The following is a 20,415-nucleotide window of genomic DNA, read 5'->3' as shown; positions in this document are numbered from 1 at the left end:
CCAGGGGGCTAACGCACGGTCCGAGACCCCCCATTCGGGGCTCAGCGCGGGAGCTTGGCCCGGACACGCCCGGCCGCCGCGGCCGGGCCCGCGGTGCCACGGACGGAGCGCCGCACCAGACCCGCGTCCCGCCGCAGGCCACGGGCGGCGTGGGTGCCACGCCACAGCACCGAGGGGCGGGCGCCGGTGTCGTCCGCGGCGATCAGCAGCCCGCCGAGCATGGACATGTTCTTGAAGAAGTGGATCCGCTGCTCGGCCCGTTCCGAAGGATCCTCGGCCTCCCAGAAGCGGTGCCCCGCCAGCGTCGTCGGCACCAGCGTGGCCGCGATGGCCAGCGCGGCCGGACGCGGCATGCGCCCGGTGGCCAGCATCAGTCCGGCCACGACCTGCACGGCGCCGTTGAGCCGTACGACCTGCTCGGTGCGGTCCGGCAGTGCTGAGACGCGTTCGGTGACCGGTTGTACGACAGGCTCGGCGACCGGGGCGACCTCCTTCGGGTCGCGGACGGAGTTCAGGCCGCCCGTGAGGAACATCGAGGCCAGCATGGGACGGCCGAGCACGCGCAACAGACTCATGGCCCTCTCCAGGGTGTCGGTGGGTACAGCGTTCGCCGGGTTCCCCACCAGGGGCGGAAGCACCACCCGGTTCGCGCCGCCCGGTGCCGCGCCCAGGCCTCCTCGCGCAGCTCCGCGGACAACAGGACGTCCACGGCGGTGCACGCGAGGGCCTCCGTCGCGGCGACCAGCACCTCGCGGGCCCGGGGAGAGGCGGCGGCCTCGGCGAACTCCGGGGTGTGGTCGGAGCCGTCCTCGTCCATGATCGCGACGAAACGGGTGGATGGCGGGCACCCGCGTGCTGACGTTCCCGATGTCGGACGACCCCAGGTACACGCCGGGCGCGGGCGGGGACAGCGGGATCCCGGCCCGGGACAGATGCGCGGCGAACCGCTCGGACAGCGCCTCGTTGTCCCGGAAGTGCTCGTAGCGCACGGTGGCCCGCTCCACCTCGGCGGTCGTGCCCGTGGCCCGGGCCACGCCGTCGGCACACTCCCGAAGCCGCTCCGTGAGGTCCGCCAACGCCGGCGTCGTGGCCGCGCGTAGACCGAACAGGCCCTCGGCGTACTCCGGGACGATGTTCGTGGCGGTGCCGCCATGGGTGACGATGCCCTGCACGTGCGAGCCCTCCGGCAGCCGTCGCCCCAGCACGGCCAGCACGTTGAACAGCTCCACCAGTGCCGCGAGCGCGTCGATGCCCTCCGTCGGGTTCCCCGTGGGGTGCGCGGCCCGGCCGTGGAAGGCCACCCGGTACTGCACCTGCGCGGTCAGCGGCGCACGCGCCCAGCTGTACACACCCGGATGGAACATCAGCGCCGCGTCGACGCCGTCGAACACTCCGGCCTCCACCTCCAGGGCCTTGCCGCCCCGCCCTCCTCGGCGGGCGTGCCGACCGCGAGCACCGACCCGGCGGACTCCTCCGCCACGGCCCCCACCGCCAGCGCGGCCCCCAGGCCCGCCGCCGCGATGAGGTTGTGGCCGCACGCGTGGCCGAGGCCGGGCAGGGCGTCGTACTCCAGCAGCAGCGCCACCGCGGGCCGGCCCCGGCCCCGGCGGGCGGTGAACGCGGTCGGCACCCCCGCCACGCCGCGTTCCACGGCGAAACCGGCCCGTTCCAGCTCACCCGACAGCAGGGCCGCCGCCCGGTGCTCGGCGAAGGCGTACTCGGGGTCGGCGTGCAGCCGCGAGGCCACGCCCCACAGTGCGTCGGCCCGGGCCGCCACCTCTTTACGGACGGCCTGGTGTACGTCGTCGCGCGTGCGGTCCACAGGGGCCTCCCGGCGTCGGCTGCGGCGTGTCCCCGACCGGGTTTCACCCGCGCGGTGCGGCGACACCCGCCGCGTTCTGGCCGGTGTGGCCGTGTCCCCTGGCGGATTTCGCCCTGCCGCGATACTCGCCGCGTCTCGTCCGGTGTGTGGCGGTACTCGCCGCCGTTTCGGCTGGTGCGGTCGTGCCGTTGGTGGGTTCGCCCTGTCGCGGTGTCCGTCGTGTTTCGACGGGCGCGGCTGTGCTCTTGGGTGGGCAGCGTCCTGGGTGTGGTGGGCGCTCGTCGCCGTTTTGGCTGGTGTGGCTGTGTCCCTTGGTGGGTCGCCTTGTCGCGGTGCTTGCCGCGTTTGGACGGGTGCGGTTGTGCTCTTGGGCGGGTCGTCGCCTGGGTGCGGCGGACACTCGCCGCCGTTTCGGCCGGTGTGGCTGTGTCCCTTGGCAGGTCTCGCCCTGTCGCGGTGCTCGCCGCGTTTCGACGGGGCGCGGCCGTGCCTCGGGTGGGTGCCCGACCGGCGCCGCCACACCCGCCGCGTTTCGACCGGTGCCCGAGTGCAACACGGTCGGTGTACTCGCCGGGCCACGACAGCGTGGACGCCGCGGCGGCGGCCGGGCGGGCCGGATCTGGGAGGAACCATGGACCACTCGCGCGTGCCCGTCCTGGAGGCGCTGGAGGACTTCCGGCGCCGCGGCGACATCGCCTACGGCCCGCCGGGCCACAAGCAGGGCAGGGGAGTGGACCCCCGGGTCGCCGAGATCGTCGGACTCGACGTGTTCCGCTCCGACGTGCTCTCCCTCAACGGCCTCGACGACCGCCGCCAGTCGCAGGGCGTCCTCAGCCGGGCCCAGGAGCTCATGGCGGACGCGGTCGGCGCCGAGCACGCCTTCTTCTCCACCTGCGGCAGCTCCCTGTCCGTGAAGACCGCCATGCTGGCCGCGGCAGGCCCGGGCGAGAAGCTGCTGCTGTCGCGCAACGCCCACAAGTCCGTCATCGCGGCCGTCGTCGTCAACGGCGTCGAGCCGATCTGGGTGCGCCCGAAGTTCGACGCCGAAAGGCACCTGGCCCACCCGCCCGAGCCCGACGACGTCCGCCGGCGACTCCGGGAACACCCGGACGCCAAGGGCATGCTGCTCATCACGCCCACCGACTGGGGCTCCTGCGCGGACATCGGGGGAGTGGCCCGGGTGTGCCACGAGTTCGACGTGCCCGTCATCGTCGACGAGGCCTGGGCGCCCACCTGCCGTTCCATCCCGCCCTGCCCGCCTGGGGCATGGACGCCGAGGCCGACCTGGTGGTGACCAGCGTGCACAAGATGGGCGGGGCCGTGGAACAGAGCTCCGTCTTCCACCTCCAGTACGACCGCGTCTCGTCCGAGGCCCTGAAGCAGCGGGAGGACCTGCTCGGCACCACCAGCGCCTCCTCCCTCGTGTTCGCCACGCTCGACGGCTGGCGCCGACAGATGGTCGAACACGGGCACGAGCTCCTGGAAGCCGCCATTCGCCGAGCCGAGCGCATCCGGGCGGTGGTCGCCGACCTGCCGGGTCTGCGGCCCATGGGCCCCGAGTCGTGGAGGAGGGGCTCGCCGCCGACCTCGATCCGCTCAAGCTCGTCATCGACGTACGCAAGCTCGGCATCAGCGGGATGCAGGCCGCGGAGTGGCTGCGCACCCACCGCCACGTGGACGTCGGCGGCTCGGACACCTGCCGCATCAGCGCCTCGATCACGTACGCGGACGACGACGAGACCGAGACGGTCCTGGTGGACGCTCTGGCCGCGCTCGTCGAGCGGGCGGACACCATCGAGCGGCGGCCGCCGGTCCACCTGCCCGAGCCCTCGGCGCTGGAGCTGGAGCAGGCGATGCTGCCCCGCGAGGCGTTCTTCGCCCCGGTCGAGCACGTGCCCGCCGAGCGGGCCGCCGGACGGATCGCCGCGGAGATGATCAGCCCCTACCCCGGGCGTGCCCGTGGTGGCACCGGGCGAGGTCGTCACCGACGCGGTCCTGGACTACCTGCGCAGCGGTGCCGAGCACGGCGTCCTCATCCCCGACGCGGCGGACTCCTCCGTCCGCACCCTGCGCGTAGTTGCACGAGGGTCAACCACTCACGCCTGAGATGTTGAGAAAGTTATTGAAGTGGGCTCTTCGTCGACGGATCCGTGTACGGCCCGGAAGCGGAACCCGATGCGGGGGAGTTCGACAGCGCGAGCCGGCAGTCCCTCACGCATCGGCTGGCGGTGCTGGCCGCGCTCGCCCTGCCCTGGTGAGGACTGCGTGGCCGGGCGCCGTCCGCCCGACGTCGCCCGGGGCTGGGGCTCGAAGGCGGCCTCGACTTCGCGGAGCTGATCGGTGGCGAGGATCCGCTCGTGGCTCTGCAGGCACGGCGGCACGACTGGCAAGGACGGGAGCGCTCGCGTGAATTCCTCGAGGCTCATCTGCACCCGGCCGACGCACCCCCCGGCCGACGCACCCCCGGCCGACGCACCCCCCGGGCGGCGCACCGCCCTGCGCGCGGTGCGCCGCCCGGTGCTCCGCCGGAGGCCCGGGTACCGGCACGTGCACACCATGGCCTGGTTCCGTCACCCGACCGGCGGCGGAGCAATGTACTTCCACGGCGGCGCGACCCTCGGCCAGCAGGCGTTCCTGGGCTTCCGCCCGGGCACCGGCACGGCCCTGGCCGCGCTGTGCACCCGCCGCTTCCGCCCCCACGACCCGTTCGTGGCCACCGCGTACGCGCCGCTGGCGGAGGAGTGGTCGGGCCCGCCCGGCGCCGGCGGCACGGACCGCGCCGGCGCCGGACAGCCCTGCCCCTTCGTCACACCCGCTGCCACAGGGCCGGGGTGCGGGTGGGCGCCCACCCGTCCTGGGCCTGGTGGGTCTGGAGGCACTGGTAGCGCACACCGGCGTGGCTCACCGTGGCCCCGGTCTCGTAGACCCGGCCCGCGGCCCACGGCTGCGCGACGGCGTTGTCCTGCGGCGCCGGTGCCGGGGAGTAGGCCTCCGCGGTCTTCAGAGTCAGGCCGAACTCGCTGAGCAGCGGGTTGATCGGCTGGTAGAACGTGGTGCCGCCGGTCTTGCAGTCGCCGGTGCCGCCGGAGGTCACGCCCTGCGCCTGGACGCCCGAGACGTACGGCCCGCCGGAGTCGCCGGATTCGGCGCACACCGTCGTCTGGGTCAGCCCGTCCACCTTTCCCTCGGCGTAGCCGACGCTGGTGTCGTGCTGCTCGACCTCGCCGCAGTGCCAGCCGGTGGTCGAGCCGGAGCCGGTGGTCGAGCCGCGACAGACGGCCGCCCCGACGAGCGCCTGGACCGAGCCGGCGATCTGCACCTTCTGCTCGCCCTCGCCCTTCACGTTCGCCGTTGCCCTCCACTGGTCGTTGACGGCCACCCACGACATGTCCTTGCCGGGGAACGTGGAGGCCTGGAACGTCCCCTGCTCGGCCTTGTCGAACCCGGTCGTCTTGGCGCCCTGCTCGCCGCAGTGTCCCGCCGAGGCGAAGCCCTCCTGCTCGCCCTTGGTGACGGAGAAGCCCACGGTGCAGCGGGCGGTGCCGTCGGTGTAGTAGGCGTCGCCACCGGTGATGTCCGCCATGAGCCGCGGCCGGTTCGCCGTCACCTTGACGCCCACGCTCTTGCCGTCGAGCCCCGCGGCCTTGACGAACGCGGCCGCCGCGGCCTTGCTGCCGGCCTGGACCACGACCCGGTTGGCCGGGACGTCGACGTACCACAGGGGCGTGTCCCGGGTGCTGACGCGGACCGCGACCGCGTCCAACTTCGCCTTCGCCGCCTTCAGGTCGCGCAGCGACTTCTTCACGACGGCCGCCTTCGCGCCCTGCGCCTTGATGGCGACCACGTCCGCGGTGTCCGTGGTCGCCACCACGAGCTCCTGCGACGTCCTGCCCCGCAGCCAGGCCCCCGCGAACCGGTCACCCAGGGCGTTGCGCAGCCGCCCGGCCCGGGTGCCCGCCTCCGCCTCGTTGACCAGCCGCCGCGACGCCTGGGCCGGGGTCAGCCCGAGATCACGTTCCATGGCGCGCAGCACCGGAGCCGACGGACGGTCGGCGCCGAGCGTCTGGGAGGCGGTGGGCAGCGGGCCCGCCGCGGGAGTCGGCTCGGCCGCCGCGGCGGTGGGGAGCCCGGTGGCGACGAGCGCGCCGATCGCGGTCAGGGCCGCCCGCGCCGGTGACGGCATGTCTGTCGACCATGCGAGGTGTCTCCTTCGTTCACGGATGTAGCTGCCGCAAAGCCTCAGGTCTTGCCTGAACGGCCTCGCGCGATGTCCACGGCGGCCCCGTTTCGCGCTTTGATGCGGCGAAGGTTGCCAAGTGCAGTACGGTGGCCGCCGCGCCTACGCGGACTTCAGGCCGGGTGAACCACCTCCGTGACGAAGGACGCGGCCGTCGAGATGGCGCACGTGTCCCAGTCGGCCGGCTTCTCGGTGCCGTTCCCGCCGCTGGCGATGGAGCCGCGCCGCGTCGAGCACGGGAGCGGCGCTGGCGCCGCGGGCCGGCCGGTCGGTGGAGAAGGCGAGCAGCGCGGCCGCCGCGGTGACGGTCAGGAAGCGACGGTGGGCGACATCCGGTGCCGCGGTGCGCAGTACGGCGTCGTGCGGGGAGAAGGCGTGCTCGGACAGTGGTCTTTGACGGCCCGTCAGCGCCATCTGATGTCCTCTCGTACGGGGCGCGAGCAAGCATGCTAAGCAGACAAAATGCCTGGAAACGGCACGACGTGCAGGGCGTTCACACCAGAGGCGGTACGGGAACGGCCCGTCATGTCACGCCGTCGCTCACGCATCCGTCGGCGACGGGACCGGTGGCGGGCACGGTCGTGTCGCGGGAGACGAACGGGGACACGAACGGGGACACGAACGGGGACACGGACAGGGACACGGACAGGGACACGAACGGGACATGAAAAACGCCGCCGGCGTCGGCCGGCGGCGGATGGGGGACTGCGCTGTCTAACGGGCCGCTTGTGCGGCCCCGGTGGTCGCGTGGTCGCGGACGGGCAGGTGGTAGACGTGGAAGGCCCGCCCGATGACCGGCTGGGCGACGTTGCGCACCCGAACGCCGCCACTCGTCATGCCGTGTTCCGTACCGGCGTGCGCGTGCCCGTGCACCGAGAGGTCGGCACCGGCGGTGTCGATCGCCTCGGCCAGCAGATAGCTGCCCAGGAACGGATAGATCTCCAGCGGCTCGCCCGCCAGTGTGTCCGGGACGGGGGAGAAGTGGGTCAGCGCGATCCGCGCGTCACAGTCCTCCTCGCCCAACTGCTCCAGGGACGTGCGCAGGCTGTCGGCGCACCGGCGCGAGTACCTGACGAACTCCTTCATGACCGGCTCGCCGAACTCCCCGGCGCAGCGGCCGACGAACCCGCCGCCGAACCCCTTGGTGCCGGCCACGCCGATCCGCGCCCCGCCGCTCGCCACGACCGTCCCCTGCCCCTCCAGGACGTGGGTGCCGGCGTCCCGGAGGATGGCCGTGACCTCGTCGGGCCGGTCGTCGTGATGGTCGTGGTTGCCCAGCACGGCGACCACCGGAACCCCGAGGTCCTGGACCTCCCGGGCCACCACCCGGGCCTCCTCGGCAGTGCCGTGCCGGGTCAGGTCCCCGGCCAGCAGCAGGAGGTCGGCGCACTCGGGCAGGGTCTCGAAGGCGGGGCGGAGCAGGCCCTGGCTGTCGGGCCCCATGTGGATGTCTCCGACGGCTGCGATGCGGATCATGCGAGTTCCTCCGCGTGGTCGGGGGAGGACGTCTCGGTGACCACGAGGTCGCTGTGCACCGGGACCCCGGCGAGCTCCTCCCGGACGGTGCGCAGTATCTCGTCGCGGCAGGGCGCCGAGGGCACGGTGCCGGTGAGCAGCACCGTCTGGCCGCGGGACTCGACCCGCACGCCCAGTTCACCGAGCTCGCCGGAGGCGAGGCGGTCCTGGAGGTGGGCGATCCGGTAGTCCAGGTTCTGCTCCGGCTCCCCGCCGCCCGTGTGCTGTGAGCCGTGGGTAGTCATGGGTGTTCCTTCCGCGTCAGATGACGTTCAGGCGCTCCAGGAGGAAGAAGAAGGCGGCGGGCATGGGCGCGTCCCCGCACTCGCGCCGCACCCGCTCCCAGTCGACCTTCTCCCGCAGGGCACGCGCGATGGGCAGGGCCGCGCCGAAGTCGCAGTGGTGCTCGGAGAAGGCGGCGATCAGGCTCCACAGCAGGTCGGTCGGGGCCAGCACGGGCATGCGCACCGAGTCGACCGAGACCTCCTCCGCCCGCTCCAGCATGTCCGCGCCGACCGGCCGGTGCGCCAGCTCGAAGATGATGTCCACCGGCTGGCCGAAACACGTGGCCTTGATCAGCCAGTCCTCCGGCGGGGAGTAGACGGTCAGCCCGGCCTCGCGGAGCGTGGCCGCCACCGCGTCCGCGTCCTCGGGGCGGATGGCGAAGTCGACGTCGTGCTGGAGGTTCTTCTCGCCGCCGTGGGCGTAGGCGGCCACGCTCCCGGCCAGCGCGAAGAGGTGCCCCTTGCGTTTCAGCAGGGCACCGACCTGCTTGGCCGCCTCCAGGATCGCCTGGTTGCGGTCCAGGGGGAGCGCCTGGGGCGGCTCGTCGGCCTGCGGGTCCTGTGGTGGCGCGGGCTCGGGCTGGTCCGGGGCCAGCCGGAAATCGGGGATTCCCGGTCGCCGGACGAGCGTCGCGTCATCACCGTTCTGCGTCATGACCACTCCATTCGCCGAACCGGGCACCCCGCCGCCGCACGGTGCCCGGACCCGTGACGGCCTGCGTGCCTGCTCTGAGTACCCGGAGCTGTCACACCGACACGGAAGGCCCCGAGGAGCACCGGGACGGGGGCCGGTTTCCGCCGACGCCGGCCGCGCCGGGCCCAGCGGGCTGCCCGGCCCGGCGTCACCAGCCACCCCCGGCCCTGTCACCGCCCCGGGGCGGTGCTCCACCACGGCACACCCCCGGACGTGTCCCGCAGCGCGTTCGTCGCGCAGTGCACCTCGCCGCCCGCCAGGTGCGACCAGGCGAAGTTCTCCACCCAGTGCACGCGTACCCCACCGGCGGCGAGCGCCTCCTGCGCGGCGGCGCGGAACAGGTCGCGGCCGTCCACCTCCGGCCCGTGCGGATCGGGCGCGGCGTAGTCCCGGGCGGTCAGCGACAGCCCGTTGGCGATGCTGGGGGAGTAGGCGATCGCACCCTCCGGCACACCCGGTGCAGGGCTCACCATCGCGTACAGCACCGGCACGCGCACGAGGTCGCTGCAGGACAGCCCGTCTCTCGCAGCAGCACGTCGATCTGGTCGTCGATGTGGCGCGCCGCCTCCTCGTTGCCGGCGAGGAAGGCGTCGTCGGCCAGCAGCGCGTCGACGGTCGGCTTGTGCTCCGCCGTCGTGTCCGCGAACAGCCGCTGCCCGCCCTCCCCGGCGCGTTGCGCACGGCGCAGCAGCTCCACCGCCTGCCGGGGGTCGGAGACCGCCAGTGTCCAGCCGCGCTCGTTGCGGCCCGCACCACGTGCACCGTCTCGTCCACATGACCGACCAGCAGCCACGAGGTGTCGATGGTGACGGCCGGCTGCGTGCCCTGCGCCTCGATCATCCGCACGAACGCCGGGTCAGGCGCCCGGTGCGGGCCGTGCCGTACAGCACCCGCCCGTGCGGGTGGCCCTCGTACGGCGGCACGGACTCGAAGTTCCCGGTGAAGTTCTGAAGGTCGATGCCGCTCGGCCCGCGCCCCGGCGTGAACTGCTGCACCACCCCGACGTCGGGTCCCCGGAAGTCACGGAAGAGCAGCCGCGCGCGACCGGCTCAGGGTCGCCTCGCCGCCCTCGGGCGGCGCCCACAGCACCGGCGCCCGCAACAGCACCCGCATGCTGTGCACCCCTCCGCCGAGCGCCGGGACGCTCGCCACGGCCGGTTCGACCATGTCCTGCCGCCAGATGTCCCGCCACCACTGCTCCGTGCCGGCCGTGAAGGTCACGTCCCGTCCGGACAGCCCCGCGGCACCCGCCGCCCGCACCAGCGAGGAGGCGAACGGCCGCCACTCCCGCGGCCGGTAACCGCTGCCCACGCTCCAGGGACCGGGCGGGATGCCGAGGCCCGGGCCCGGCTTGGCCGCGAAGATCCGCTCGGCACGCTGGAGATCGTGCTGGAACAGCACGGGCGCCACCTTCAGCCGCACCCGGTCGGACGTGCTGCGCCCCCGGTCGGTCACGGTGAGGGTGACGGTCACCTCGCCGTCCCAGCGCCGGGGGTCGCGGACGATGTCCCGCCCCTCCAGGGCCAGCTCCACACCGGCCCGCAGCTCACGGGCCGTCAGCGGCCCGCGCAGCGCCCGCAGCGCCCCGTCACGCCTGACGAACAGGCGGACGTACGGCCGCTGCGCCGCCGGCACCTCCACCCGCCCGCCCCTGGTCGCCGACCGCGAGCGGCGCGATGCGCAGCGGTGCGAGATCCGCCTCGTCCCGCACCCCGTTGACCCGCTCGTCCGCCGCGTCATGGCAGGCGCGAGCCGCTCGTCGACCGCCGGATCGACACGGTCCAGATCACCGGGGCGCATCCGGCAGCGCCGCGAGTCGTCGTCGACGTTCGCGAGGAAGACGGCCCCGCGGCGCGGCCGCCACGCCTCCTCGCCCGCCTCGTCGGACGACCCCGCGACATCCACGCGGCCGTCCTGGTTCACGTCGGCGCGCAGGTCCGCGACCGGCGGCTGTTTCCGTGCCGCCGCCGTCGTCCCGGTGGCGGCGACCAGCAGGGCCACGGTGACCACCGCGGTGCGGCGCAGCACGCGCCGCCTGGACGTTTCGGGCATGACGAGTCTCCTCGGGGCAGGTGAGGGGCCGGTACGCAGGACGTCCGCGGACCATGCTCGCCCGCACCCGCACGCCGTACATCCTGCTGCGCGCCGAGCCGGCGACTACATCGATGGATCTACCGGACGGCCGGACCCTCCTCCCCACGGCGGCCCGGGCGGACCACGTCCGGGCCGGGCCCGCCCTGGTGACGCCGGCCTGGCACGGCTCCCCCCGGCACGAAGGCCCGCCCGTGAACAAGCTGCCGTACGCCCTGCTCACCGCCTGGCCATGGCGTCGCCCGCCGCGCCCGCAAGCGCTCGCTCCAGCAAAGGCGGAATATGGGGCAAAGAGCTGGGAAACCGGTTGAAGCCGCTGGACAACGCGCTTGTGGAGGTCGCCATGAACCAGGAGACATCACGTTCGCCCGATCTTCCGCAGCCGTTGCGGGCCGTCGCCTCGGGTCTGAGGCACCTGCCGGGTGCGGAGCAGGTGGGCAAGGTGGCCGGAGACGCCCTGGACCGGATCGGCGCGGTGTCGCCGCGCGGGCGCCGGATGGCCGTCTACACCGGTGCCGGAGTGCTCGGTGTGGCCGGGGTGGTGGAGTGGCCGGTGGCGCTGACCGGCGCGGCCGTCGCCTGGCTGACGCAGCCGAAGCCCGGACAGCGATCCGACGACACATCAGCGAACGGCGGGACACTGTCCGGTCAGACCGGAGAGCGCCGTTCCGGAACCGGCGGTGAGGGCAGGCCGGACGATCAGGACACCTCGTCCCACGGCCCCGGCGACAAACTCGCCACGTCCCACTACCGGCACGACCGGCCGGAACACCACGTCCACGAACAGCCCGCCAAAGTGGGCGACACCGTCACCGCCTCCGCGCTGAAGCAGGTCGCCGAGGCCACCGCGCACCACGGCCCGCACGGGGAGGAGCCGGACCGGGAACAGACCCGCCGGCAAGGACACGACAGCCGGCCCACCGGCTGAGTCGGGAAACAGGAGATGCTCACACGTTTCGACGTCGCCCCGCTCGTCGGGGCCATGGCTGGGGCGGCGGCAGGCGCCGCCCGCAGCACCGCCCAGGGCGTGACGTCCGTCTACGACACCACGCGACGCGTCCGCAACGTCGCGCGCAACGCCCTGTCCGGCGGACAGCAATGGCGGGCGGACCGGCGCGTCCACCTCGCCCTGCGGCGGTCCGACGGCGACATCGGCAGCCTCGCCCGCAAGGTCGCCGGGGAACTGCTCGACCACCCGGACGTGCTCGCGGCGTACTGGGACGAGGGACTGTCCCGCCTGGTGATCACGGTGGCCGAGGACGCCGTCACCGACCGCGTCAGCGAGCGGGCCGCAGCGCTCGCCGCCCGCCTCGGCCTGACCGAGGGCGCCGACCCGGTCGCCCAGGAGGCCGCCCACCCGGCGACCCCGGCGAAGTGCGCGCCACCGCGGCGGCGATCCTGCTGGACGCCGCCGGCGCGGCCGGCGCCCTGGCCGGCCGGTCCCTGCGCCTGCCGCCAACCTCACGCATCGTCACCGCCACCGTCACGCTGCTGCGGGAGAACCCCCGCTTCCGGGCCCTGCTCCGGCAGCGGTTCGGCACCTCCGGCATGGAACTCGTCCTCGCCGCCGCCAACGCCGCGGCACACGGCGTCGGCCAGACCCCGCTGGCGCTCGTGCTCGACGGCTTGCTGCGCAGCAGCCAGCTCACCGAAGCCGTGGCCAGGGCCGCGGCCTTCGAGGCACTGCACGACGACATCTGCCACGAACGGCGCACCAGCCTGCCCTGCCCTGCGGACACCCGGCCGCCGCTCAAGGTGACGCCCGCCCAGGAGTACGCCTCCCACGCCAGTACCGGCAGCCTCGCCGGCGCCGCCGCCACCCTCCTCGTCACGCACTCCGCGAGGGAAGCGGCCGAAGCCGTCCTCGCCGGATCCCCGAAGGCGGCCCGCTACGGTCCGGCCGCCTTCGCCGCGACCCTCGGCATCTTCCTCGCCCAGGCCGGGATCCTCGTGCGCAGCGGGGAGCGCCTGCGCCAGCTGGAGATCGCCGACGCCCTCGTCCTGCACGCCGACGCCCTGCGCAGCCGGCGGCAGGACGCCGAAGGCGACTCCGAGGGGCTGCCCGACGACCCGGTCCACCCCTTCGCCGAGGCCGTCCTCGACGCCGCCCGCCGGGCAGGACTGCACGTCGTGATCGCGGGCGGCTCCGACCTGAAGGACGTCGTCCGGCTCGCCGACGAGGTCGTCCCGGGCGGCAAGCCGTTCGGAGACGTCGTACGAGCCCTCCAGGACGACGGACACGTGGTGGTGACCGTCGCCCGCCTGGACGGCTCCGCCGACGGGCACGTGGCGGCCGGACTGCCCGCCGGCGACGTGGCCATCGCCCTCACCGACGGCCGCGCCGCCGTCTCCTGGGGCGCCGACGCGCTGGCCTCCGGCGGACTCGCCGACGTCTGGCGGCTGCTGACCGCGATCCCGGCGGCCCGGCGCGTCGCACGCCGCTCGCAGACCCTGGCCCGCGCCGGGGCGGCCCTGTCGGGGCTCCTGGTCGCGCGCGGCGGGCAGCCTCCGGGCCGCCACCTCCTGTGGCCCCTCACCCGGCACGCCCCCGTCAACATCGCAGCCGCGAACGCCCTGCTCACGGGCTGGCTCGAAGCCGTCCGCGTGGCCCGGGCCACCCGCCCCCGCCCCGGCTGCACATCCCCTGGCACGCCCTGGAACCCGACGAGGCCCGCGACCGGCTGGGGCGCACCCGCCGCGACGGCGAGCCCACCGGACTCGCCCTGCTCGCCGACCGCTCACGGCAACAGGCCGCTCGCCTGGGCAAACACCCGGCCGTGGCCCCCGTCCGCTGGACCTGGCAGGCGGCCGGCGCCGTACGCCGCGAACTCGACGATCCGCTCACCCCCGTCCTGGCCACCGGCGCCGTCGCCTCGGCGCTGCTCGGCTCGCTCGTCGACGCGCTGCTGGTCGTCGGCGCCATGGACCTCAACGCCGTGACGGGCGGACTCCAGCGGATGCGCGCCGAACAGGCACTGGCCCGGCTGGCCGCCCGGCAGCAGCCCAAGGCCCGCAAGCGGGACGGCCGCAGGCGCACCGTCACCGTCGACGCCGCCCGGCTGCGGCCCGGCGACGAGATCACCCTCGGCGCCGGCGACGTGGTGCCCGCCGACGCCCGGCTGCTCGACGTCGACGGTCTCGAGGTCGACGAGTCGGCGCTCACCGGCGAGTCCCTGCCGGTCACCAAGGCCGTCGAGGCCACCCCCGGTCTGCCGGTGGCCCAGCGCACCTGCATGGTGTTCGAGGGCACGACCGTCGTGGCCGGACGCGCCACCGCGCTCGTCGTGAACACCGGCGACCAGACCGAGGCGGGCCGCGCCGTCACGCTCGCCGCACGCACCCCGCCACCCGCCGGCGTCCAGGCCCGGCTCCAGGAACTGACCCGCAAGGCACTGCCGGTGACCTTCACGGGCGGCGCCGCAGTGACCGGGCTGTCCCTGCTGCGCGGCAGTCCCATACGACGCGCCGTCAGCGGCGGTGTCGCGGTCGCGGTCGCAGCCGTACCGGAGGGGCTCCCGCTCGTCGCGACGGTCGCGCAGATGGCGGCCGCCCGCAGGCTCTCCCGGCGCGGCGTCCTGGTCCGCACCCCGCGCACCCTGGAGGCGCTCGGGCGGGTCGACACCGTCTGCTTCGACAAGACCGGCACCCTCACCGAGAACAAACTGCGCCTGGTCCGGGTCGCCACCGCCGACGGCACCGTGCTGCCCGTGGACACCGAACCGGCCGAGCCGATCCTGCGCCTGGCCGCGCGCGCCTGCCCGCAGGAGGAGACGGGCCAGGGCCGCCGCGTCGCGCACGCCACCGACGAGGCCGTCCTCGACGTCGCCCCGCCCGACCAGGGCTGGTCACCGACCGGCGAGCTGCCCTTCGAGACGCGGCGGGGCTACGCAGCGGCGATCGGCCGCGACGGCGACCCGGACTTCGGTGAACTCCTCGTCGTCAAGGGCGCCCCGGAGACGATCCTGCCCGCCTGCCGGGACCTCCCCGACGGCACGACCGACACCGCCCACGAGCTGGCGGGACAGGGACTGCGCGTCCTCGCCGTCGCCCGGCGCCCCTGCCGGGCCGACGACGCCGACGCCGAACTCGACGCGCCGCTCGCGGACCTGGTCTTCAGCGGTTTCGTCGCCCTCGCCGACGTCCCGCGCGAGACCTCGCAGGCCCTGCTCGCGTCACTGCGCCGCTCCGGCATCCTGCCCGTCATGCTCACCGGAGACCACCCGGAGACCGCCCGCGCCATCGCCCTGCAACTGGGCTGGCCGGAGGAGACCGAGGCGGTGACCGGCGACGAACTCGTCGCCATGGAGCGCCGCGAACGCGTCCGGGTGCTGCGCGGCGCGGGCGTCATCGCCCGGGTCGCGCCCGAGCAGAAGCTGCACGTCGTGGAGGCCCTGCAGCAGGCCGGGCGGGTCGTGGCGATGGCCGGCGACGGCGCCAACGACGCCGCCGCCATCCGCGCCGCCGATGTCGGAGTCGGCATCGAGTCCCGCGGTTCCGCGGCCGCCCGCAACGCCGCCGACCTCGTGCTCACCTCCGGCGACCTGTCCGTTCTGGTGGACGCGGTCGCCGAGGGCCGTGCCCTGTGGCGCAGCGTCGCCGACGCGGTGAGCATCCTCATCGGCGGCAACGCCGGCGAGGTCGGCTTCAGCGTCCTCGGCACCCTGCTGGCCGGCGCCTCGCCCCTGTCGACGCGCCAACTGCTGCTGGTCAACCTGCTCACCGACATGTTCCCGGCCATGGCGGTGGCGGTCACGCCGAGCGACGACCCCTCGACGGCGGAGCACGCCGAGACCGGCCCGATGGGTCTCGACGTCCTCGGCGCGCCGCTGTTGCGCTCCATACGGCGCCGCGGCGTCACCACCTGCCTCGGCGCGGTCACGGCGTACCTCATCGGCCGCCTCACCCCCGGCACCGAACGCCGCTCCACCACCATGGCCCTGTGCGGCGTGGTCGGCGCCCAGCTCGTGCAGACCCTCTCCGGCCGGCGCCACAGCCCGCTGGTGTGGGCGACCGCGCTCGGCTCGGCCGCCGTACTCGCCGCCTTGGTCCAGACGCCCGGCGTCAGCCACTTCTTCGGCTGCACCCCGCTGGGTCCCGTGGGCTGGGCCGGTGTGGCCCTGGCCATCGCCCTCTCGGCCCTGGCCCCGCGCCTGGAACGCCTCCAGGCGGTCCACGCCCTCTACGACGCCGCGGCACGACTCGCCCTGCGCCTCGACGACCTGGGCCGGCAGGCCCGGGAACGGCTTCAGAGCGGGGTGGCCCGGCCGGTGGGGGCGTAGCGGGCGACGGCAGAAGCGGCCGCCACCACATGCAGTGGTGGCGGCCGCCGTCCTTGCTTGATCAGACCTCGCCGCGCCAGGCCCCGGTCTCCGTCCCACGGGCCTCCATGAACTGCTTGAACCGCCGCAGATCACCGGAGACCTGCCGCTTGACGAACCCGAGCTTGTCGCCCACGGTCTCGGCCACGCCACTGGGGTCGAAGTCCATCTGGAGCATGACCTTCGTCGTGTCGTCCTGGATGCGGTGGAAGGTGACCACCCCGGCCTGCCTGGCCTCGCCGTTCACCGTGGTCCAGGCGACGCGCTCGTCGGGGATCTGCTCGGTGATCTCCGCGTCGAACTCCCGCTCCTGGCCGCCGACCTTCGTCACCCAGTGCGTCAGGGTGTCGGTGCGCTGCTCGATGCGCTCGACGCCGTCCATGAACTGGGGAAAGTCCTCGAACTGCGTCCACTGGTTGTACGCGGTGTGCACCGGGACGCGGACCTCGATGGATTCCTCTACCTGTGACAAGGCGATACCTCCCTTTCTCGTACGGAGAGCGACGGACGGGTACCAGTTCTCGCGCCGGACACGCATGGTCGTCACGACTTGTAAGGTCGGATGACGTGGCCACCTTGCTGATCGTCCATCACACGCCCTCGCCCAACTGCCAGGCGATGTTCGAAGCCGTCGTCTCCGGGGCGACGGACCCGGAGATCGAGGACGTCCGGGTCGTCCGCGTGCCCGCGCTGTCCGCCACCGCCTCCGACGTCCTCGCCGCCGACGGCTACGTCCTCGGCACCCCCGCCAACCTCGGCTACATGTCCGGCGCCCTCAAGCACTTCTTCGACCAGGTCTACTACCCCTGCCTGGACGCGACCCGGGGCCGGCCCTTCGGCTACTGGGTGCACGGCGGGAACGACGTCACCGGAGCCGTGCGGGGCATCGAGTCGATCACGACGGGCCTCGGCTGGCGCCGCGCCGCCGAGGCCGTGACCGTGACCGGCGAGCCCGGCAAGGGCGACGTCGAGAAGTGCTGGGAACTGGGCGCGACGGTCGCCGCCGGACTCATGGGCTGAACGGGTCAGGTCCCTTCCATACGGCGCCGGTCCTCTTCGTCCCAGGTACGGGTGTCACGCGGCTGTGTGTACGGCTCGGCCTCGGGCGGATGACCACCGGCGATGGCCCGCTGGCGCACGGTCTCCGCGTCGAACTCCAGGCCCAGCAGGATCGCCAGGTTGGTGATCCACAGCCACACCAGGAAGATGATGACGCCGGCCATCGTGCCGTAGGTCTTGTTGTACGAGCCGAAGTTGGCCACGTAGATCGCGAACCCGGCCGAGGCGGCCATCCAGATCAGCAGGGCCAGCACGCTGCCCGGTGTGATCCAGCGGAACCCCTTCACCTTGGCGTTCGGGTCGCCCAGTACAGGATCGCGATCATGATCGTGACCAGCACCACCAGAGCGGGCCACTTCGCGATCGACCACACCGTCAGCGCGGTGTCCCCGATCCCGAGCGCGGTCCCGGCCTGCCGGGCCAGCCCACCCGTGAAGACCACGATCAGCGCGCTGATCACCGCCATCACCATCAGCACGATCGTCACTCCCAGCCGCACCGGCAACAGCTTCCACACCGGCCGGCCCTCGGGCATGTCGTAGACGGCGTTGGCGGAGCGGATGAACGCCCCCACGTAGCCGGAGGCCGACCACACCGCGAGGACGAGACCGACGATCGCCATCAGCGAGCCGATACCGGCGTTGCCCTGCAGCTGCTCGACGGCCCGGGTGATGATGTCGCGGGCCGCGCCGGGGGCGAACTGCTGGACGTTCTCGAGCACCCTGTCCGTGGTCGACCTGCCGGTGATGCCCAGCAGCGACACCAGCACCAGCAGCGCCGGGAACAGGGCCAGCACCCCGTAGTACGTGAGCGCGGCCGCCCGGTCGGTCAGTTCGTCGTCCTTGAACTCCCGCAGGCTGCCCTTCAGCACCGCACCCCATGACTTCCGGGGGAGCTCACTCGGGCCGTCCGGAGCCGCCCGCTCCACTTCGGGCCCCGGGCCGGGCTCCTCGTCCGGCCTCGGAGCGGGCCTCTCCGCAGCACGAGCCGGCTCTTCCGCAGCCGGAGCGGGCGCCCGGCCGCGGGCGGAGGACCGAGGTGGAGCCTCGGTCGCGTGATGTTCTTTTCGTCCCGGAATATGCAGCTTCACCATGTGGGCCGGGTAACCCCGAGCTGGGCAGTTAAGCCGCCCTCGTCACGCCGGCGTCGGCTGTCCGGGCGTGAGTCACCCCGCAGGGCGAGCCCTCGCTGCTCCAGCGCCTCCGACAGCACACGCACCGCCTTCGGTCCGACGCCGTGCAGCGCCAGAAGCTCCGCCCGGGAGTGCTGTGCCACCTGCTCCAGCGTCGTCACGCCGGCACCGAGCAGGGCCTGCGTGGCGGGCCGGCCGATTCCGGCGGGCAGGTCGCCACCGGGGCGGCCGGCCGCCGCCTGAGCCGCGGCGAGCGACGTGGCAAGCCGCTTCGGGGCGCGGCCGAACCAGGCCGCCCGGACCAGGGCGTTGAGGTCCTTGCCGTTGATGTCGGCGAGCGCCACGCGGAAACCGATCGGCGTGCCCGTGCGCACGAGACGCTCACCGGCCGGATGCGCGGCCAGGGCGGCGTCGGTCTCCTCCTGGGGCAGGCGCAGCTGCACCCGGCCGTCCTTCGTCACCGAGGCGAAGCCCCTGCCCCGCACGGAGAAGGCGACCATGCCGAAGTGCGTCCCCTCTTCCGCCTCCGGGAGGGCGAGCGCGGCCTTGCGCAGCTGGGTCACGGTGGTCATGGCCGGAGTTTCGCATACCCACCGCTCGGTTTCAGGCCCTTGGGGAGCTCCCCGAATCGGGTTGAGGGAGCGCTCCCACCACGGGCACGATGCCGCCATGACCAAGCTCCCCGCCATCCGCCCGTACCGCCCGAGGACCGTCCGGCCCTCGACGACATCTGCGTCCGCACCGCGCACAACGGCCAGGACAGCCGACCCCATTACAGGGACCCGGGCATCTTTCCGGCCACCTTCGCGGCTCCGTACGTCCATCTGGAGCCGGACCTGGCCTTCGTACTGGACGACGGGCAGGGGCAGGCGGTCGGCTACATCCTCGGCGCGGCGGACACCCCGCGCTTCGCCGAGGCCTTCCGCACCGCATGGCTGCCGCTGGTCGCCGACCGCTACCCGAAGCCGCCGCAGCCGCCCCGCACCCCGGACGAGGCGATGGCGGGACTGCTGCACGACCCTGAGCGGATGGTGCTGCCCGAACTCGCCGCCTACCCCGCGCACCTGCACATCGACCTGCTGCCCGAGTGGCAGGGGCGAGGCCACGGCCGCCGCCTGATGCGGGCGTTCCTGGCGACCCTCCAGGACAGGGGAGTGCCGGCCGTCCACCTGGCCATGGCCACCGCCAACACCCGGGCCAGGGCCTTCTACGACCGCATGGGCTTCCAGGAGCTCGACGTCCCCGAGCCCGGCTCGGCCACCTACCTCGGCCGCACCACGAAGGAACTCGACCGGCTCTGAAGCACCCTCCGTCGAACTGATCGAAGGCATCGAACGCATCGAACCCGCCAGGGGACACGGAAGTGGCGCAATCGCACGTTGCCGACCCCGGGCATCGGGCGCAGCCTGTGCTTGCGGGAGCGCTCCCACGCGCGCTCCCGCACCCCCACGGAACGACACCGAGAGCACCACAACCCCCACATCCGAAAGAAGGAGATCATGAATTGTCATGGTCATGTTCGTAGAGTCCGCTCTCGCTTGACGCTCGCCCTGAGTGTCCTGGTCGCCGCGCTGCTCAGCCTCATCCCCTGGAGCGGCACCGCCGCCGCCCACGGCTCGGTCATCGACCCGGCATCCCGCAACTACGGCTGCTGGCTGCGCTGGGGCAGCGACTTCCAGAACCCCGAGATGGCCCGGCTGGACCCCATGTGCTGGCAGGCGTGGCAGGACAACCCAACGCCATGTGGAACTGGAACGGCCTGTACCGCAACGGCTCCGGCGGCAACTTCCAGGCCGTGGTCCCCGACGGCCAGCTGTGCAGCGGCGGACGCACCGAGGGCGGCCGGTACAACTCCCTGGACACGGTGGGCGCCTGGAAGACGACCGACATCTCCGGCAACTTCACCGTGAAGCTGTACGACCAGGCCAGCCACGGCGCCGACTACTTCCTGGTGTACGTCACGCGGCAGGGCTTCGATCCCACCACTCAGCCGCTGACCTGGAACGACCTCCGGCTCGTCGCGCGCACCGGCAAGTACGCGCCCAGCCAGAACTACGAGATCCCCGTGAGCACTTCGGGTCTGAGTGGCCGGCACGTCGTCTACACGATCTGGCAGGCGTCGCACATGGACCAGACCTACTTCCTGTGCAGTGACGTGAACTTCCGCTGACCTGCGCCTCCCCGCCGGACCGTGTGTCCGGCGGGGCTCGGGTGTTTCGCGGCTTCATGAGAGTTCTCCGAAAACTTTCGAGGCACTTGAACA

General features: G+C 73.4%; 12 protein-coding genes and 10 pseudogenes. 8 read left to right on the top strand and 14 right to left on the bottom strand.

Annotated features, from left to right (window positions below; translation table 11 throughout):
* Positions 1-41: 41 nt before the first annotated feature.
* On the bottom strand, positions 42-575 hold the full coding sequence (locus PV963_RS00515; RefSeq protein WP_274813669.1) for a DoxX family protein: 534 nt from the start codon (positions 573-575) through the stop codon (positions 42-44).
* An 80-nt stretch (positions 576-655) separates the two neighbouring features.
* Positions 656-1,822: pseudogene (locus tag PV963_RS00510) on the bottom strand (amidohydrolase); the annotation flags it as partial.
* Between the two features lie 631 nt (positions 1,823-2,453).
* Between PV963_RS00510 and PV963_RS00505 the strand changes: the two are divergent.
* Together PV963_RS00505 and PV963_RS00500 are read left to right on the top strand one after the other, a co-directional pair.
* Positions 2,454-3,928: pseudogene (locus PV963_RS00505) on the top strand (aminotransferase class I/II-fold pyridoxal phosphate-dependent enzyme).
* 387 nt (positions 3,929-4,315) lie between these two features.
* Positions 4,316-4,561: pseudogene (locus tag PV963_RS00500) on the top strand (penicillin-binding protein); the annotation flags it as partial.
* 67 nt (positions 4,562-4,628) lie between these two features.
* Here the strand turns inward: PV963_RS00500 and PV963_RS00495 are convergent.
* From PV963_RS00495 to PV963_RS00455, 9 genes and pseudogenes are all read right to left on the bottom strand, one after another.
* Positions 4,629-6,018: pseudogene (locus PV963_RS00495) on the bottom strand (alpha-lytic protease prodomain-containing protein).
* Between the two features lie 257 nt (positions 6,019-6,275).
* Positions 6,276-6,473: pseudogene (locus PV963_RS00490) on the bottom strand (alkaline phosphatase D family protein); the annotation flags it as partial.
* Positions 6,474-6,582: 109 nt separating this feature from the next.
* A complete protein-coding gene (locus tag PV963_RS00485; protein WP_274813668.1) occupies positions 6,583-6,714 on the bottom strand; it encodes a hypothetical protein in 132 nt (43 codons plus the stop codon).
* A gap of 59 nt (positions 6,715-6,773) precedes the next feature.
* A complete protein-coding gene (locus PV963_RS00480; RefSeq protein ID WP_274813667.1) occupies positions 6,774-7,535 on the bottom strand; it encodes a metallophosphoesterase family protein in 762 nt (253 codons plus the stop codon).
* A complete protein-coding gene (locus PV963_RS00475; protein ID WP_274813666.1) occupies positions 7,532-7,819 on the bottom strand; it encodes a BON domain-containing protein in 288 nt (95 codons plus the stop codon). The genes PV963_RS00480 and PV963_RS00475 overlap by 4 nt, the downstream gene beginning before the upstream one ends.
* Before the next feature lie 16 nt (positions 7,820-7,835).
* A complete protein-coding gene (locus PV963_RS00470) occupies positions 7,836-8,513 on the bottom strand; it encodes a nucleotidyltransferase family protein (protein ID WP_274813665.1) in 678 nt (225 codons plus the stop codon).
* Positions 8,514-8,722: 209 nt separating this feature from the next.
* Positions 8,723-9,249 (bottom strand): annotated as a pseudogene (locus PV963_RS00465) (protein-arginine deiminase family protein).
* 139 nt (positions 9,250-9,388) lie between these two features.
* Positions 9,389-9,550, bottom strand: a complete 162-nt coding sequence (locus PV963_RS00460) for a hypothetical protein (protein ID WP_274813664.1) — start codon at positions 9,548-9,550, stop codon at positions 9,389-9,391.
* 22 nt (positions 9,551-9,572) lie between these two features.
* Entirely contained in the window at positions 9,573-10,604 is a 1,032-nt protein-coding gene (locus PV963_RS00455; RefSeq protein ID WP_274813663.1) for a protein-arginine deiminase family protein, read from the bottom strand.
* Between the two features lie 53 nt (positions 10,605-10,657).
* Here PV963_RS00455 and PV963_RS00450 point away from each other — a divergent pair, with 53 nt between their 5' ends.
* From PV963_RS00450 to PV963_RS43760, 3 genes and pseudogenes are all read left to right on the top strand, one after another.
* Complete coding sequence (locus PV963_RS00450; RefSeq protein WP_274813662.1) at positions 10,658-10,954, top strand: hypothetical protein; 297 nt, start codon at positions 10,658-10,660, stop codon at positions 10,952-10,954.
* Between the two features lie 32 nt (positions 10,955-10,986).
* Entirely contained in the window at positions 10,987-11,571 is a 585-nt protein-coding gene (locus tag PV963_RS00445; RefSeq protein WP_274813661.1) for a hypothetical protein, read from the top strand.
* Positions 11,572-11,586: 15 nt separating this feature from the next.
* Positions 11,587-15,922 (top strand): annotated as a pseudogene (locus PV963_RS43760) (HAD-IC family P-type ATPase).
* Positions 15,923-15,983: 61 nt separating this feature from the next.
* On the opposite strand, the gene PV963_RS00430 reads toward PV963_RS43760, so the two are convergent.
* The gene (locus PV963_RS00430; RefSeq protein WP_010033581.1) at positions 15,984-16,433 is read right to left on the bottom strand and encodes an SRPBCC family protein; all 450 of its coding nucleotides are present in this window, start codon (positions 16,431-16,433) and stop codon (positions 15,984-15,986) included.
* A 95-nt stretch (positions 16,434-16,528) separates the two neighbouring features.
* On the opposite strand from PV963_RS00430, the gene PV963_RS00425 reads away from it, so the two are divergent.
* On the top strand, positions 16,529-16,981 hold the full coding sequence (locus tag PV963_RS00425; protein ID WP_342456340.1) for a flavodoxin family protein: 453 nt from the start codon (positions 16,529-16,531) through the stop codon (positions 16,979-16,981).
* Between the two features lie 5 nt (positions 16,982-16,986).
* Here PV963_RS00425 and PV963_RS00420 read toward each other — a convergent pair.
* Together PV963_RS00420 and PV963_RS00415 are read right to left on the bottom strand one after the other, a co-directional pair.
* A pseudogene (locus PV963_RS00420) lies at positions 16,987-18,110 on the bottom strand (YihY/virulence factor BrkB family protein).
* A complete protein-coding gene (locus PV963_RS00415; protein ID WP_274813658.1) occupies positions 18,107-18,724 on the bottom strand; it encodes a helix-hairpin-helix domain-containing protein in 618 nt (205 codons plus the stop codon). The pseudogene PV963_RS00420 and the gene PV963_RS00415 overlap by 4 nt, the downstream one beginning before the upstream one ends.
* Positions 18,725-18,821: 97 nt before the next feature.
* Here PV963_RS00415 and PV963_RS00410 point away from each other — a divergent pair.
* Together PV963_RS00410 and PV963_RS00405 are read left to right on the top strand one after the other, a co-directional pair.
* Positions 18,822-19,453 (top strand): annotated as a pseudogene (locus tag PV963_RS00410) (GNAT family N-acetyltransferase).
* A 198-nt stretch (positions 19,454-19,651) separates the two neighbouring features.
* Positions 19,652-20,322 (top strand): annotated as a pseudogene (locus tag PV963_RS00405) (lytic polysaccharide monooxygenase auxiliary activity family 9 protein).
* Positions 20,323-20,415: the final 93 nt, after the last annotated feature.

Origin of the sequence: Streptomyces coeruleorubidus, assembly GCF_028885415.1 — a bacterium.
Taxonomy (GTDB): Bacteria; Actinomycetota; Actinomycetes; order Streptomycetales; family Streptomycetaceae; genus Streptomyces; species Streptomyces coeruleorubidus_A.
The sequence above is the reverse complement of the archived record's forward strand: the minus strand, read 5'-3'. Positions and strand labels throughout refer to the sequence as shown.